At 67.0% G+C, this 16061-nt stretch carries 11 protein-coding genes and 1 riboswitch; of the genes, 7 read left to right on the plus strand and 4 right to left on the minus strand.

Annotated features, from left to right (window positions below):
- The first annotated feature begins 46 nt into the window (after positions 1 to 46).
- Both J9314_RS02440 and J9314_RS02445 read left to right on the plus strand, forming a co-directional pair.
- Entirely contained in the window at positions 47 to 1996 is a 1950-nt protein-coding gene (locus J9314_RS02440) for an amidohydrolase (RefSeq protein WP_210604322.1), read from the plus strand.
- A gap of 70 nt (positions 1997 to 2066) precedes the next feature.
- The gene (locus tag J9314_RS02445) at positions 2067 to 3383 is read left to right on the plus strand and encodes an acyltransferase family protein (protein WP_210604323.1); all 1317 of its coding nucleotides are present in this window, start codon (positions 2067 to 2069) and stop codon (positions 3381 to 3383) included.
- A gap of 53 nt (positions 3384 to 3436) precedes the next feature.
- On the opposite strand, the gene fabG is transcribed toward J9314_RS02445, so the two are convergent.
- The 4 genes from fabG to J9314_RS02465 all read right to left on the minus strand — a co-directional run bounded on the left by fabG (position 3437) and on the right by J9314_RS02465 (position 7795).
- Positions 3437 to 4255 (minus strand): 3-oxoacyl-ACP reductase FabG, encoded by an 819-nt coding sequence (gene fabG, locus J9314_RS02450; RefSeq protein ID WP_246490572.1) that lies wholly within the window; start codon positions 4253 to 4255, stop codon positions 3437 to 3439.
- Between the two features lie 92 nt (positions 4256 to 4347).
- A complete protein-coding gene (locus J9314_RS02455) occupies positions 4348 to 5511 on the minus strand; it encodes an acyl-CoA dehydrogenase family protein (protein WP_210604325.1) in 1164 nt (387 codons plus the stop codon).
- Positions 5498 to 6742: a CaiB/BaiF CoA transferase family protein gene (locus J9314_RS02460; RefSeq protein ID WP_246490573.1), complete on the minus strand. Its 1245-nt coding sequence runs from the start codon at positions 6740 to 6742 to the stop codon at positions 5498 to 5500. Before J9314_RS02460 ends, J9314_RS02455 begins: the two co-directional genes overlap by 14 nt.
- A gap of 231 nt (positions 6743 to 6973) precedes the next feature.
- Positions 6974 to 7795, minus strand: a complete 822-nt coding sequence (locus tag J9314_RS02465) for a phosphotransferase family protein (RefSeq protein WP_246490574.1) — start codon at positions 7793 to 7795, stop codon at positions 6974 to 6976.
- 174 nt (positions 7796 to 7969) lie between these two features.
- Here J9314_RS02465 and J9314_RS02470 point away from each other — a divergent pair, with 174 nt between their 5' ends.
- From J9314_RS02470 to J9314_RS02490, 5 genes are all read left to right on the plus strand, one after another.
- Positions 7970 to 8758: an SDR family oxidoreductase gene (locus tag J9314_RS02470; RefSeq protein WP_210604326.1), complete on the plus strand. Its 789-nt coding sequence runs from the start codon at positions 7970 to 7972 to the stop codon at positions 8756 to 8758.
- A gap of 156 nt (positions 8759 to 8914) precedes the next feature.
- A riboswitch (glycine riboswitch) is annotated at positions 8915 to 9033 on the plus strand.
- 124 nt (positions 9034 to 9157) lie between these two features.
- The gene (gene gcvP, locus J9314_RS02475; protein WP_210604327.1) at positions 9158 to 12091 is read left to right on the plus strand and encodes an aminomethyl-transferring glycine dehydrogenase; all 2934 of its coding nucleotides are present in this window, start codon (positions 9158 to 9160) and stop codon (positions 12089 to 12091) included.
- Positions 12091 to 13362: a glycine cleavage system aminomethyltransferase GcvT gene (locus J9314_RS02480; RefSeq protein ID WP_210604328.1), complete on the plus strand. Its 1272-nt coding sequence runs from the start codon at positions 12091 to 12093 to the stop codon at positions 13360 to 13362. The genes gcvP and J9314_RS02480 overlap by 1 nt, the downstream gene beginning before the upstream one ends.
- A gap of 164 nt (positions 13363 to 13526) precedes the next feature.
- A complete protein-coding gene (gene gcvH / locus J9314_RS02485) occupies positions 13527 to 13925 on the plus strand; it encodes a glycine cleavage system protein GcvH (RefSeq protein WP_181276117.1) in 399 nt (132 codons plus the stop codon).
- A gap of 90 nt (positions 13926 to 14015) precedes the next feature.
- Positions 14016 to 15599: an L-serine ammonia-lyase gene (locus J9314_RS02490; RefSeq protein WP_210604329.1), complete on the plus strand. Its 1584-nt coding sequence runs from the start codon at positions 14016 to 14018 to the stop codon at positions 15597 to 15599.
- Positions 15600 to 16061 lie beyond the last annotated feature (462 nt).

Genomic DNA, 16061 nt, shown 5'->3' on the forward strand with positions numbered 1-16061 from the left:
TTCCTCGTGCCGGGGTGCAGGTGCCTTCCGCTTTAGACTGGTGCTCATGCGTCTGTTCTCCAACGCCGTTGTGCGCAGCTTTGCCCCTTCCTCCCCAGAGTCCGACACCGCAACGCTGCCCACTGACTCTGATACGGCACCCGATGCGATCCTCGTCGACGGGGAGACGATCGTGGCCATCGGCTCCCGGGCCGAACTGCTCGACATCGCTGCCGCGGAATCGTCGACGACGGCGGCGCTCGCCTCGGCGGGTGGGGTCGGAGCCACGACGGTGATCCCCGGCTTCGAGATCGAAGAGATCGACTGCGGCGGGCAGGTCATCCTGCCCGGTTTCGTCGACGCACACATGCACTCGATCGCTTATGCCGATTCGCTGACCGACCTCGACCTGTCGAATGTCCATTCCCTCGCCGAGGCGGTCGAGGCGATCCGTGAACGCGCCGAACAGGTTCCGCTGGGCACGTGGGTCGTCGGATCGGGCTGGGACCTCAACAAATGGGACGATCCGCGCTACCCCGACCGGGAGCTGCTCGATCAGGTCGTGCCGGACCATCCCGTGGCGATGTGGTCGGTCGACCTGCACACCCTGTGGACCAATGGGCACGGCCTCGAGATCGCTGGCATCGATGATCTCACCATCGACCCCTTCGGCGGAGAGTTCGTCCGCGACGAACAGGGAGTTCTGACCGGGCTCGTGCGCGAAGACGCCACCGAACTCGTCGCCAGGTACGTTCCCGAACCCGGCCGCGACGAGCAGATCGAACGTCTCGATCGCACGCAGAAGCTGTTCCTTTCCCAAGGCCTGACCGGCATCCACGACTTCGACGGGATCGCCTCGACGCTGGGTTGGGCCGACCTCCGTGCGGTCGATCGCCAGCACATCCGCGTGACGAAGTACCTGCGCGGCAACGAGGTTCCGTGGGCGATCGAGACCGGGTGGCACACCGGCGACGGTGACGACTGGCTGCGCCGAGGCGGCCTCAAACTCTTCTCCGACGGAGCCCTGGGCTCGCACACCTCGCATATGTCCTCACCGTTCCCCGAGCCGGGAAGCCTCGACGAAGAAGCCGCCGGGACGGACGGTCCGGCGGCAGTTGCCGCCGGTTCCGAAGCGGATGGTGCCGCACCGGCTGGCGCCGAATCGTCCGACTCCGACCCTGGGACCTACGCCTACCCCGGCCACGTCCCCGCGGGGACGCTGAGCACCGAACCCGTCGAGGCCAACTACGGCATCGCGCAGATGTCCGAGGACGACCTCTTCGACAACGCCCGATGGGCCACCGAAGCAGGGATCTCGGTCGCGATCCACGCGATCGGCGACCAGGCCAATCACCACGTCCTCAACGTCTTCGAACGTCTGCGCGAGACCACCCTTGCCGCCGAGGAACGATACGGCCGACCCCTGCGTCATCGGGTCGAACACGCCCAATTCATCCAGCCTTCAGATGTCTCCCGTTTCGCCGAACTCGATGTCATCGCCTCGATGCAGCCGCGGCACTGCATCTCCGACCTTCACCTCCTCCACCTCATCGACGAGTCCGCACAGCTGGCCGCCTACGCCTGGCCGGATCTCCTCGGAACCGGAGCGTACGTCGTCTTCGGCTCCGATGGGCCGGTCGAGCCGGCGAACCCGTTCGCCGCGATCTATGCGGCGATGACCAGGGCGAACATCTCCGGTGACGCGTCCACGTCCTTCCAGCCTCGGCGCCGGCTGACCGCCGTCGACGCCATCCGCCTGCACACGCAGGGACCCGCGTACGCCTCCGGTCTGGAGGACCGACGCGGATATCTGGCGCCGGGAATGGACGCCGACTTCATCCTCGTCGACACCGACCCCTGCGTCGCCGAGGGCCTGAACGCCGAGGCGGCCGTGGGCGAATCCGACGGTCTCCTCGGTTACGATTCCGAAGAAGCGCTGTTCGCCCACGCCGAGGCGATCCGCGACACCCGTGTCGCGCTCACCGTCGTCGGAGGCGAGATCAAGTACCAGGCCTGACCCCGGCCGTCAGGCCTGGCCCTGGCTACCTGGCCTGGCCCTGGCCGTCGACCGAGAAGGAGACCGCAGAATGCCCCGATCGTTCCTGGCCCAGGCCCGCAAGGTCGATGCGGCCACCCCGGACTCGCGCAGCCGCGAGGTGGACTTCCTGCGTGCGGCGGCGATCACCGTCGTCGTGCTCGGTCACTGGACGATCATCGCCGTCAGCGTCTCAGGCGGCATCAACCCGCACGGACTGCTCGACCAAGCCCGCTGGACGCACCCACTGACCTGGGTGTTCCAGGTGATGCCGATCTTCTTCCTCGTCGGCGGCTACTCCAATGCTCTGTCGTGGCGCTCGGCCCGGCGCAAGAACACCGGTTACGCCGAGTGGCTGCGCACCCGTCTGCGTCGCCTGGGTCTGCCGCTCATCCCGCTGCTGCTGACCTGGCTGGTCACGTGCGTCATCGCCCTGGCCGCCGGGGCTGCGCCCGCCGCCGTGCAGCTGGCCTCGCAGATGGCCCTCGTGCCGACATGGTTCCTCGCCGCCTACCTGCTCGTCGTCATCGTCGCCCCGCCCTGCCTGCTGCTGTGGGAGCGATGGGGCTGGTGGTCGATCATCCTCGGCATCGGGCTGGCCGGCATCATCGATGTCATCAGCATCGCCACCGAGAGCACGCTCGCCGGATACCCGAACTACCTCCTCGTGTGGGCAAGCTTCCACCAGTTCGGGTATGCCTGGCTCGACGGTCGGCTCTCGAACCTCAAGCGCTGCCTGTTGCTCTTCGTCATCGGGGCGGTCGGCCTCGGGCTCCTCGTCGGGCTCGGACCGTATCCGGTCTCGATGATCACCGCGGGAGGCGATGCCATCTCGAACTCGGCACCAACCCGCGTGACCATGGCCTTCCTCGGCATGGCCCAGGCCGGAATCGTACTCATGCTCCAACGCCCACTGGCGACACTGCTGCGCAGCCCCGGTCTGTGGTTCCTCACCGTCCTGGTCAATCAGCGCATCATGACCTGGTTCCTCTGGCACCTGACCGCACTGACGGCACTGGCGAATGTGCTACTGGCTCTTGACGTTCGGGCCCTTCTGCCCACTCCGCTGACGGGGATCTGGTGGCTGACGCGTCCGCTGTGGGCACTCGCCCTGCTGGCGATCACGGGAGTGCTCGTGGCCGTCTTCGGCCGCTTCGAATCACCGGCGCCCGATGATCGGCCCGCGCCGCCGATGTGGATGCCGATCGCCGCCTCGGTGGCCATCTGCGCAGGGCTGGCGATCATGGCCGATACCGGAATGGTCAACGCCGATGGGGTCACCTGGATCTGGCCGCTGCTGCCCTTGGTCGGCATGCTCGCCTTCGGCGTCGTCCGCCTGCCCGGCCGCCGCACGAGCGCTAAGGGCTGATCCTCAGGGGAGGACGGGAACGCCGCCCTGCCTCGGCGAGGGGACCATGCAGGTCAGATGTGGCGGCCGCCGGAGATCTCGGTGACCGTGCCGGTGAGGTAGCTCGAGAGTCCGGAGGCGAGGAAGAGGACCACCGAGGCGACCTCCTCGGGTTCGCCGGCGCGTCCGAGCGGGATGTCAGCAAGCTTCGAATCGATCGCGTGCTGCGGCATCGCGGCGGTCATCGCGGTGTTGATGAAGCCGGGCTGGATGGCGTTGATGCGGATGTTCTTGAACGCGACCTCCTTGGCCACGGCCTTCGTCATGCCCACGATCCCGGCCTTCGCTGCCGAGTAGTTCGACTGGCCGGCGTTGCCGACCTTGCCGCTGATGGAGGACACGTTGACGATCGAGCCGCCGCGGTCCTGCTCGCGCATGAGCGCGGTGGCGACCTTGAGCCCGTTCCACGTGCCGCGCAGGTGGACGGAGATGACGTCGTCGAACTGCTGCTCGGTCATCTTCCGGATCGTCGCATCACGAGTGATGCCGGCGTTGTTGACCCAGATGTCGACGCCGCCGAAGGTGTTCGCGGCGGTGTCGGCGAGTTCCTGGACGGCCTCGAGTGAAGAGACGTTGCAGACGAGGCCGGCAGCGACGTCGGATCCGCCGAGTTCGGTCACGGCGGCCTCGATGGCTTCGGCATCCATATCGCCGATGACCACGCGTGCCCCGGAATCGACGAGGCTGTGCGCCATCGCCAGTCCGAGGCCCTGAGCGGCTCCGGTGACGACGGCGACCTTGCCGGTCAGCAAGCCGGGGACGGCGGTGATCCCGCCGACCTCGGTGGCGGTGATCCCGGAGTCGGAATTCGCCGGTGTGGTTGAGTCGGTCACGATGTGTCCTTTCGTCGGTGTTCGGTGGTGTGTGGAGGTCGCCGAGGCGGCCCGCCGTTGTGTTTGTGCGTGAACAGTCCTGTTCATGCAGGTCAGAGGTTGAACTGAGGCTTGTGCGCGCCTTTGAGAAGCTGCTTGGCGACGACGACGCGCTGGACTTCGGAGGTGCCTTCGTAGATGCGGAACAGACGAGCGTGACGGTAGAAGCGTTCGACCGCGGACTCGCGCATGTAGCCCATGCCGCCTTGGATCTGCACGCCCTTGTCGGCGACGCGGGCGAGTGCTTCGGAGGCGAAGAGCTTCGCCGAGGAGGGGCCGAGCTTGCGGTCGGCCTCGGCGTCCCAGCGCTGGGCGGCCGAGAGGACGAGCGACTTCGCAGCGGCCGTGTCGGTGTAGATGTCGGCGAGCATCCCCTGGACGAGCTGGAACCGGGAGATCGGTTCCCCGCCCTGTTTCGCCTCGGCGGCGAACTTCACGGATTCGTCGAGGATGCGGATGCACTGGCCCACACAGATCGCAGCAATGTGGAGCCGGCCCTTATTCAGCGAGGCCATGGCTGCGTAGAACCCCTTCTCCTCTTCGCCGCCGATGAGGTTGGCGGCGGGCACGCGCGCGTCGTCGAAGAAGATCTCCGAGGTCCAGGCTCCGGCCTGACCCATCTTGTGGTCGTGGGGTCCGACGGTCACACCTTTGGACTTCGTGGGCACGAGGAAGACGGAGATCCCCTTCGACCCGGTGGCGTTCGGGTCCGTGCGGGCGAAGACCATGAGCACGTCGGAGGATTCGGCGTTGGTGATGAAGCGTTTGGAACCCGTGATGACGTAGTCGTCGCCGTCGCGCACGGCCTTGGTCCGTAGTCCGGAGGGGTCGGAGCCGGCCTCGGACTCGGTCAGGGCGAAGGAGGCGACGACCTCGCCGGAGGTCAGACGCGGCAGCCATTCGGACTTCTGCGCATCCGTGCCGTAGTTGACGAGGACCTGACCGGCGATGCCGTTGTTCGTCCCGAACAGCGAGCGGAACGACGGGGTCGTATAGCCGAGCTCCATGGCCAGCAGCGCGTCCTGTTCGGCATTGAGACCGAGCCCGCCGTACTCCTCGGGCAGGGCCCAGCCGAAGAGTCCCATCTCGGCGGATTCCTTGATGATGCTCTCCGGGAAGGCGTCCTCGTCCTCGACCTGGGTCTCGAGCGGGACGACCTTCTCGCGGACGAATTCGCGGACGGCGGCGAGGATGTCGTCGAGTTCAGTGGTGTCCATGGTGTGATTCTCCTTCATCAGTGACGGTGGTGCCGAGCGTCGTGGCGGCGGGGGAGTTCCGGAGCCAGTCGCGAACCCGTTCGGAGTCCCTGCCGAATTCGGGTGGCGCGAGGTCATAGGACACCTCCGACTTCGACAGACGGATCGGATTGCGGATGGTCGGGATGATGCGCTCGCCTTCCCCTGCCTCGACGATGGGATCGAGGCCGAGGTCCTTCGCACGCTCGACCCCTTCGGCAATCGAATTGATCGGGGCGCAGGGAATTCCGAGAGGCGTGAGCGCATCGAACCATTCCTGCGCCGTGTGGGCCCGCAGTGCCTCGAGGATCTCCGGCTCGAGCTGTTCCTGGTTGGCATTGCGGATCTTCGCCTTTGCGAAACGGTCGTCTTCGGCCCAATCGGGGCGTCCGAGCGCCTCGGCTAAGGTGGCGAACTGGCCGTCGTTGCCCACCGCGATGACGATCTCTCCGTCCTTCGTCGCCATCGGCTGGTAGGGGTAGATGCTGGGATGGGCGTTGCCCATGCGCGTCGGGTTCGCCCCGGCCGCTGCATAGGCTCCGGACTGGTTGACCAGGCCGGACATCGCTGAGGACATGAGGTTCGTCTCCACCAGCTGGCCTTCTCCGGTCAGCGTTCTGTGCTGGACGGCGGCGAGGATGCCGATCGTCGTGTGCAGTCCGGTGATGACGTCGAAGACCGCGACTCCGGCACGGTAGGGCGATCCTTCGGGGCTGCCGGTGACCGACATGAATCCCGACATCGCCTGGACGAGGAGATCGTAGCCGGGCAGGGGGTTGTCCGGGCCGAAGCCGGTGATGGAAGCGTAGACGACCGCAGGGTTGGTCGCAGCGACAGTGTCGTAGTCGAGGCCGAACTTGGCGAGTCCGCCGGGTTTGAAGTTCTCGACGATGATGTCGGCGCGTGCGGCCAGATCCTGGGCGACTGCGAGGTCGTCGGCGTCGGCGAAGTCGAGCACGATGTCGAGCTTGTTGCGGTTGACCGAGAGGAAGTAGGTTGCGTCGTCGTCGCGGACGGGTGGTGCCCAGTGCCTGGTGTCATCGCCCTTGGGTCCTTCGACCTTGATGACGGTGGCACCGAGGTCGGCGAGCATCATCGTCGCATAGGGACCGGCGAGGACCCGAGAGAAGTCGACGACCACCTGGCCGGACAGCGGGCCGGAGCCTGCGCGGGTGAGGAAGTCGTCACGGTCGGTCATCGTGGGGGAGTCCATTCTCGTTCGATCCGGGGATTCTGCCGCTCGGTCAATTCTGCGGCTGGGCCAGTTCGGTGGCTCAGTCCACCTTAACGCTTGATCGGTCATAATTGAAGAAGATTATTGCGATTTGGTTCATGAATCCCAGTTGACCGCCTGCGCGCACCGTCGCGCATTCGTAGTCCCTGTGCCACCCGGAGTGTCTCGTGTCGCTGCAGCGTCTCTCCTGCCTCCTCATCGTGGCAGCGCTCAGAGGCGTGAATTCCACTCGTCGAGGCGGCGGCGGAGAAGCTCGGCGGTGATCTCCGTTCGGCCGATGCCGTGGTAGTTCGGCAGCCACGTTTCGACGCGGTCGATCGCGCTCGCCGCCGCGTGCAGATCCCAGGCGTGGATGTCGGTGATCCGACGGCCGAGCAGAGACTCGTATTCGTCGAGGAATTCGGCGGCGGCATCGGGGGAGCCGAGCAGGACGAGATCCTGGCGGCACCACGAGAGGTCTCGGCCGCGGGGTGCATGCGAGGCGCCGGTCCAGTCGACGACACCGGTGAGCCTCTCGCCTGACCAGAGGGCATTGCCGCACCAGAAATCGCCGTGGCTGAGGACGCGCTCGCCTTGGAGCAGTTCGGCGAAGCCGGCGCGGACGCGGTGTGCGATGGGGGAGTCGCCGATGGGCGGGACGGTCGGTGTCTGCGGCAGGCCGGTCCCGTCGAGGGCATGGATGCGCACAAGCGCTCTCGCCATTTCGCGCGCGATCGTCGAGGCAGGAAGCGCCGGATCCGGGGTGGAGCCGGGAACTCTCGTCGTGATGATGAAAGGATCGTCGAGATCGGCCCGATGCTCGATGAGCCGCGGCACCTGCTCGCCGAGCGTGCTCAGCCGCAGAAGAACCTCCGGCTCTTTCGCCGCAGTGGCGTCACCGGCAGGAAAGGAGCGGACGACGAACTCATCCTCCCCGTCCGAGGCCAGCAGCGTCGTCGCATGCTGGCCCGCCGTGAAGATCTCGACCAACCGCAGCTCACGCCCCAGCAGCGCCGAGGCGGACCTGAGTGCGTGCTGCTGCGCGGTCGACATGAGGGCATCGTATCGTCCGGTCGAAATGAGGAGCATCGTGTAGTTCGATCGGGCACGCCCTTCTTGTCATCGGGCGCACGCCGTGGCTACGATGAATCCAGGTACTGAACGAACGATCAATCTCGATCGGGTTTCACGAGTCCACCGTCACCGACAGAACACTGGAGTTCACGCATGTCAGAGGCCACCACCCCGCAGTCCGGACAGCGCTTCGCCGGCCAGGTCGCCCTCATCACCGGGGCCAGCCGCGGCATCGGCCTCGGCATCGCCCAGCGCCTCAACGCCGAAGGCGCCACCGTCATCCTCACCGCACGCAAAGCAGATGCCCTCGCCGAGGCGGTCGCGCAGTTCCCGGACGGCGCCGCGGTAGGCATCGCCGGCAAGTCCGATGACCCAAACCATCGGGCGGAGGTCTTCGACACCATCGCGGAGAAGTTCGGACGCCTCGACGTGCTCGTCACGAACGTCGGCATCAACCCCGTCTACGGGCCGCTCATCGACATCGACCTCGACGCCGCTCGGAAGATCCTCGACGTCAACGTCATCGGTACGCTCGCCTGGATCCAGGAGGCCGTGCACCACGAGCGCCTGAACTTCCGTCAGAACAAGGGCCGGGTCGTGTCCATCTCCTCCGTCGCCGGGCAGGTCCCGAGTCCGGGCATCAGCTTCTACGGCATCTCGAAGGCCGCGGTCTCGCACCTCACACGGTCCCTGGCCGTCGAACTCGGACCCGACATCCGCGTCAACGCCGTCGCCCCGGCCGTCGTCAAGACCGACTTCGCCACCGCACTCTACGAAGGTCGCGAGGCCGAGGTCGCCGCCACCTACCCGGTGGGCCGACTCGGCACCCCTGAAGACATCGCCGGCGCCGTCGCCTACCTCGCCTCGGCCGACGCCGAATGGATCACCGCCCAGGTGCTCACCGCCGACGGCGGCGTCATCACCGCCGGTGGCTCGGCCTGAGTCGGCAGCGCAGAACTTAGGTCACCATCGGATACTTCCTGCCGCCGGAAAGCATCCGATAGCGACCTGCACTTCGGTCGGAGCCCCCGAACAGGCTGTTTGGCCGCCGTGTGAGCATTGACTAGACTGAGACGTGGATAACTTCATACGCCGCTAAGACATGACGTGGGAGAGCTGCCCGCTGCCGCAACGACCAGTTGCCAGCAGCGCGACGCAGCGCCGTAGGTGCAATTCCCTCCCCGGGAAACTCTCAGGCCCAGTACCACCGATTGCAGGCACTTCTGAAGGACGCGAGATCGCCGCATAACTGTGGCGCTCTCACGCGCCCGACAGATCGGGGAGGACACAGTGCACAACGCGTCCTCCATCGGTGGGCGCGACACCGACCCAAGGACGGCAATGACAAGTTCACTCGCCCACACCACCGCAGTGACCGGGGATACCTCGCGCCCCTTCTCCGACCGCCACATCGGCCCCCGCGCCGACGACGTGCAGGCCATGCTCGACGAACTCGGCTATGACTCGCTGGCGGCCCTGTCGAATGCCGCCGTCCCCTCCTCGATCCAGCACGAGGACCTCGACCTCCCCGCCGGCCGCTCCGAATTCGAGGTGCTCGCCGACCTCCGAAACCTGGCCGCCCAGAACGTCATGCACACCCAGTTCATCGGCCAGGGCTACTACGACACGATCACCCCCGCCGTGATCCGCCGCAACCTCGTGGAGAACCCCGCCTGGTACACCGCCTACACCCCCTACCAGCCCGAGATCTCCCAGGGCCGACTCGAAGCGCTGCTGAACTTCCAGCAGGTCGTCCAGGACCTCACCGGCCTCGACATCGCCAACGCCTCGCTGCTCGATGAGGCCACCGCCGTCGCCGAGGCGGTCCTCCTCATGCGTCGAGCCGTGAAGAAGGGGACAACCGTCGTCCTCGACTCCGAGCTCCACCCGCAGACCATCGCCGTCGTCCGCGCCCGGGCCAAGGCCATGGACTTCCGCGTCACCGTCGCCGACCTCGCCGAAGGCCTCGTCGGCGAAGACATCTTCGGCATCGTCTGCGCCCAGCCCGGCACCACCGGTGCCATCCGCGACTTCACCGAGGCCGTGACCGGTGCCCACGACCGCGGCGCACTGGTGACCTTCGACGCCGATCTGCTCGCGCTCACCCTGCTCAAGGACCCGGGCTCCCAGGGCGCGGACATCGCCGTGGGCTCGGCCCAGCGCTTCGGCGTGCCCCTCTTCTTCGGCGGACCCCACGCCGGCTTCATGGCCGTGAAGTCCGGCCTCCAGCGCCAGCTGCCCGGCCGCCTCGTCGGCGTGTCCAAGGACGCCCAGGGCAAGCCCGGCTACCGCCTGGCCCTGCAGACCCGCGAACAGCACATCCGCCGCCAGAAGGCCACCTCCAACATCTGCACCGCGCAGGCGCTGCTGGCCAACGTCGCCTCGATGTACGCCGTCTACCACGGCCCCATCGGGCTGACCCGCATCGCCTCCCGCATCCACCGCCTCGCCCACGCCTTCGCCAAGGCCGCTGACACCGCCCCCGGCGCCGAGGTGGCCACCTGGGAATTCTTCGACACCGTCGCCGTCCGCGTGGCCGACGCCGAAGCCGCCCGCGCCGTCGCCGACCGGGCCGGATACAACATCCGCGTCATCGACTCCACCACCGTCGGCGTCTCCTTCGGCGAACCCCACACGGTCGCCGACGCCAACGGCCTGCTCGAAGCACTCGGCATCTACGCGAGGATCGACGAAGCGGAATTCGAAGCCGCCTCGGCGGGGACCTTCGGGGCCAACGCCGTGCCCGAGCCCGCCTTCGATGCGAAGTTCCACCGCGACACGGAATTCCTCACCCACCCCGTGTTCAACACCCACGGCTCCGAGACCTCGATGATGCGCTACCTGCGCACCCTGGCCGATCGGGACCTCGCCTTGGACCGGACGATGATCCCGCTGGGCTCCTGCACGATGAAGCTCAATGCCGCCGTCGAGATGGAACCGATCACCTGGCCCGAATTCGCCTCCATCCACCCCTTCGCCCCAGCCGAGCAGACCCAGGGATGGCGCACGCTCATCAGCCGTCTCGAGGACTCGCTGACCGCGGTCACCGGCTACGACCGAGTGTCCCTGCAGCCCAACGCCGGCTCACAGGGCGAACTCGCCGGACTGCTCGCGATCCGCAACTTCCACGTCGCGAACGGCGATGAGGGCCGCTCCGTCGTGCTCATCCCGCAGTCGGCGCACGGCACAAACGCCGCCTCCGCGGTGCTCGCGGGCCTGCAGGTCCAGGTCGTCGCCACCGCCGACGACGGATCGGTCGACATGGACGACCTCGATGCGAAGATCGCCAAGCACGAGTGCAAGATCGCCGCGATCATGATCACCTACCCCTCGACGCACGGCGTGTTCGAACCGCAGGTGCGCGAGGTGTGCGAGAAGGTCCACGCCGCCGGCGGCCAGGTCTACGTCGACGGAGCGAACCTCAACGCCATGGTGGGGCTGGCCAAGCCCGGCGAGTTCGGCGGCGACGTCTCCCACCTCAACCTGCACAAGACCTTCTGCATCCCCCACGGCGGCGGCGGACCCGGCGTCGGACCGGTCGCAGTGCGCGACCACCTGGCCCCCTACCTGCCAGGCGACCCCACCACCGCCGAACTCGTCGCAGGCGATCCCGATGCCCACGAGCTGCCGATCTCCGGATCACTGTTCGGCTCCGCCGGCGTCCTGCCCATCAGCTTCGCCTACCTCGAACTCATGGGCGCCGAAGGCCTGCGCGAGGCCTCCCGGGCCGCACTGCTGGGCGCGAACTACATCGCGAAGAAGCTCGGCGACGTCTTCCCCGTCCTCTACTCGGGAGAGAACGGACTCGTCGGTCACGAAACGATCCTCGATCTGCGCGCGATCACCTCGGCGACGGGAGTCACCGCCGAAGACGTCGCCAAGCGTCTCATCGACTTCGGCTTCCACGCCCCGACGCTCGCATTCCCGGTCCCCGGCACCCTCATGGTCGAACCCACCGAATCCGAGGACAAGGCCGAACTCGACCGGTTCATCGAAGCGATGCGCACCATCCGCTCCGAGATCGACGAGATCGGCCAGTCCTACTCCTACGAGGAGTCGCCGCTGGTCGGAGCCCCGCACCCGGCGACAGTGGTGATGGACGACTGGGACGCCAAGTACTCCCGTGAGACCGCGGTGTTCCCTGTCCCCGGCCTGCGCCACACGAAGTACTTCCCGCCGGTCAGCCGCATCGACGGAGCCTACGGCGACCGCAACCTGGTGTGCTCCTGCCCGCCTCCCGAGGCGTTCGAAGAGTTCGAGGAAGAGGACAAGTGATGACTGAGAACACGCAGGGTGAGACCACCCAGACCAAGGAGACCCCGCTGCACGCGATCCACGCGGAACTCGGTGCCTCGTTTACCGACTTCGGCGGCTGGGACATGCCGCTCAAATACGGTTCGGAGCTCGCCGAGCACCGGGCCGTGCGCGAGGCCGCCGGCCTCTTCGACCTCTCCCACATGGGCGAGGTGCGCCTCAGCGGGACCGACGCGGCGGCGTTCCTCGACTACGCGCTCGTGGCGAAGTACTCGACGATGAAGGTCGGCAAGGCCAAATACGGCGTCATCGTCAACGAGTCGGGTTACCTCCTCGACGACCTCATCACCTACCGCATCGGTGAGGAGGAGTTCCTCATCGTCCCCAACGCCTCGAACACGCCTGCCGTGGTCGCGGCCCTGAAGGAGCGTGTGGAGCACTTCGTCCACGAGGTGATCCCGGGCGCCGATGTCCGCCTCGTCGACGAATCCGATGCCACTGCGCTCATCGCCGTCCAGGGCCCGAACTCCGAGGCCATCATCCTCCGCGCCCTCGACGACAGCGCCGACGGCGAATTCGGGCCCCGCACCGGAGCCGGAGATAAGGCGAAGGCCGAGGTCACGGACGCCGCCAACGGGGGAGCCACCTCGGCGGGGGATGAGACCATCACCATCGGTGAGGCGGTGCGCGAGCTGAAGTACTACGCATGGATGCCGCTGACGATCGCCGGGATCGACCTCATGCTCGCCCGCACCGGATACACCGGCGAGGACGGCTTCGAACTCTACGCCCCGAACATCGGCGCCACCCGGCTGTGGGAGACGCTTGTGGCCTCGGGCGCCGACTACGGGCTCGTGCCCTGCGGGCTGGCCTCGCGCGATTCGCTGCGCCTCGAGGCCGGGATGCCGCTCTACGGCAACGAACTCGACCTGAACACCACCCCGTTCGATGCGGGACTGGGCCGGATGATCGGGTTCACAACGAAGGAGACCTTCGTTGCCCGGGAGGCGCTTGAGAAGCTCGGGCAGACCGAGCCGGCGCGCGTGCTCGTGGGCCTGACCTCGGAGGGACGCCGCGCCGCACGCTCGGGTGCGACGGTCGTCGTCGACGGTGCCGAGGTCGGCACCGTGACCTCGGGGCAGCCGTCCCCGACGCTCGGCCATCCGATCGCACTGGCCTACCTCGACCGGGAATTCGCCGAGGCGGGAACCGCGGTCACCGTCGACATCCGCGGCAAGGTGCACGACTTCACCGTCACGCAGCTGCCGTTCTACAAGCGTCAATCGCACTGATCGGGTCCTGCCCGCGCCGAGGTGGATGAACCGCCTCGGCACGGATGGGAATCGCTCACTCAGAGTTCAATCGGGTGCTGCCGGTGGCTCGTACACTGGTCTCACCTGCCCCAACAACGTCGCGGCCGCCGCGCTCAAGCGTCGGTCGCAGAGAAGGAAGAAACATGGCACAGCTGCCCCCGCTCCCCGAGAACTTCACGTACTCCGCCGAGCACGAATGGGTCGACGGACCTGCCGACGGCCTCGTCGGACAGACCGTCAAGGTCGGCATCACCGCCGTCGCCTCCGATGCGCTCGGCGAGGTCGTCTACGTCGATCTGCCCGGCGTCGGCGACAGCGTGACGGCTGGCGAGACCTGCGGTGAGGTCGAGTCGACGAAGTCCGTCTCCGACCTCTACTCGCCGGTCTCCGGTGAGGTCGTCGAGGTCAACGAACTCGCCACGGCAAACCCCGGTCTGCTCAACTCCGATCCGTACGGCGAGGGTTGGCTGGTCAAGGTCAACGTCACCGAGGTCGGCGAGGTCATGGACGCTGCCGCCTATGCCGAAGCCAACTCCCTCTGAGACGACTCTCCCCGCAGCGGGGCCGACACCAGGCCGAGCCGGCCTCTCGTCGGCCCCGCTGTGCATATCCGCAGAAACGAAGTGATTGCCATGCCCTTGAGCGTCTTCGACCTCTTCACCGTCGGCATCGGACCCTCGAGCTCGCACACCGTCGGACCGATGCGTGCAGGCTCGAGCTTCATCACCCTCCTCGGCGACGCGCTGGGCTCCGTGACGGACCTGCGCGTCGACGTGTACGGATCCCTGGCCGCCACCGGTGCCGGCCACGGAACCTTCGACGCGATCCTGCTCGGCCTCGAAGGCTGCCGCCCCGACCTCGTCGAAGCCAATGAACTCACCGCCCGCCGGACACGGATGTCCGAGACCGGAACGATCATCCTCGGCGATGCCACCGGCAACGGCGTCGAGCTGCCCTTCACCGAAGATGACATGGTCAAGCGACCCCTGACCGTCCTTCCGCGCCACACCAACGCCCTGACGCTGACCGCGTTCGACTCCTCAGGCGAAACCTTGGCCGAGGAGACCTACTACTCCGTGGGTGGCGGATTCGTCACCTCCGAGACCGAATTCCTTGAGAAGGAACAGGCCGCCGAGGCTGCTGCCGGGTCTGCGGCCGAGGCTGAGGCCGAGGAGAGTGGGGCGGAGGAGAATGGGACTGGGGCCGCGGCTGATGACGACGCGCCTGGTGAGGTCGCATCCGGTCAGGTCGCGTCCGGTGTGGGGGACGGCTCCGCGTTCGCGGTCTCCGAGTCCGTCATCGAGGCCGAGCTCGAGACCTACAGCGAGGAACTGCCCTACCCGTTCCACTCCGGGGCCGAGCTGCTGCAGCGCTGTCGCGAGAACGACATGTCGATCACCGAGATCATGTACGCCAACGAACGCTCGATGCGCTCGGAGGACGAGATCCGGCATGGGCTGCTCCATATCTATTCGGTGATGGAGGAGTGCGCCTCGGCGTCGTTGGACCGCTCGGGCTACCTGCCGGGCGGGCTCAAGGTCCGCCGTCGTGCGCACGACTGGTACCTCAAGCTCAAGGCCGAGGATCCCAATCGCGATCCCGGCTACTACCTCGAGTGGGTCAACCTCATCGCCATGGCCGTCAATGAGGAGAACGCCTCCGGCGGACGGGTCGTCACCGCCCCGACGAATGGGGCGGCGGGCATCATCCCGGCCGTACTCCACTACGCGCTCAACTACGTGAAATCGGTCGTCGACGGCGGCGAAGGCGCCAAGCATGCGGCCATCATCGACTTCCTGCTCACCTCGGCGGCGGTGGGGGTCTTCTACAAGGAGCGGGCCTCGATCTCCGGCGCTGAGGTCGGCTGCCAGGGTGAGGTCGGATCCGCCTCGTCGATGGCGGCCGGCGGACTGGCCTCGGTGATGGGCGGCACGCCGGAGCAGGTGGAGAACGCCGCCGAGATCGCCATGGAGCACAACCTGGGCCTGACCTGCGATCCGATCTCCGGACTGGTGCAGGTCCCGTGCATCGAGCGCAACGCGATCGCAGCGGGCAAGGCCATCAACGCCGCACGCATGGCGCTGTGGGGCGACGGGCAGCACCGAGTCAGCCTTGACGAGGTGATCGAGACGATGCGCCAGACCGGCGCGGACATGTCCTCGAAGTACAAGGAGACTGCGCAGGGCGGCCTGGCCGTCAACGTCGTCGAGTGCTGAGGGGCTGAAGGGCTCGGAGGTCGGGCTGAGACCGGGGCTGGCTTCGTGGCTGGCTGGAGCTGAACGCCTGGCCGGGGCCCAGCACACGCCGACCGCTCACGTTGTCGTCGCTGTATCGCGCTGTGCGGTCAGCGGTGGACGGTAACGCGAGCGGTCGGCAGATTCTTTGGTCGATCCACCGCGTCTGAGGCCGCGCGGAGAACCCCGCGGATCGACCGATAAAGCGGCGGGCTCGCCTCATTGTCGGCTGCCTCTCCGACGCTGCGTGGGCCATCGCACCTTTCGGCACGCCGCAATCGCCTTCAAGCCGTTCACTGAGCCTTCCGTGGCGTACCAGATCAGCAGGAATCCTTGCTGTCCCAAATCCGCTGCAGTGACATGGAACACGTGGAACCACTGTTCCAACTACCCGCTAATGTAACGAAACGATAACGAAGCGAAACCGCGAAATGAGCGCGAACG

Origin of the sequence: Brevibacterium oceani (assembly GCF_017948325.1) — a bacterium.
GTDB lineage: Bacteria > Actinomycetota > Actinomycetes > Actinomycetales > Brevibacteriaceae > Brevibacterium > Brevibacterium oceani.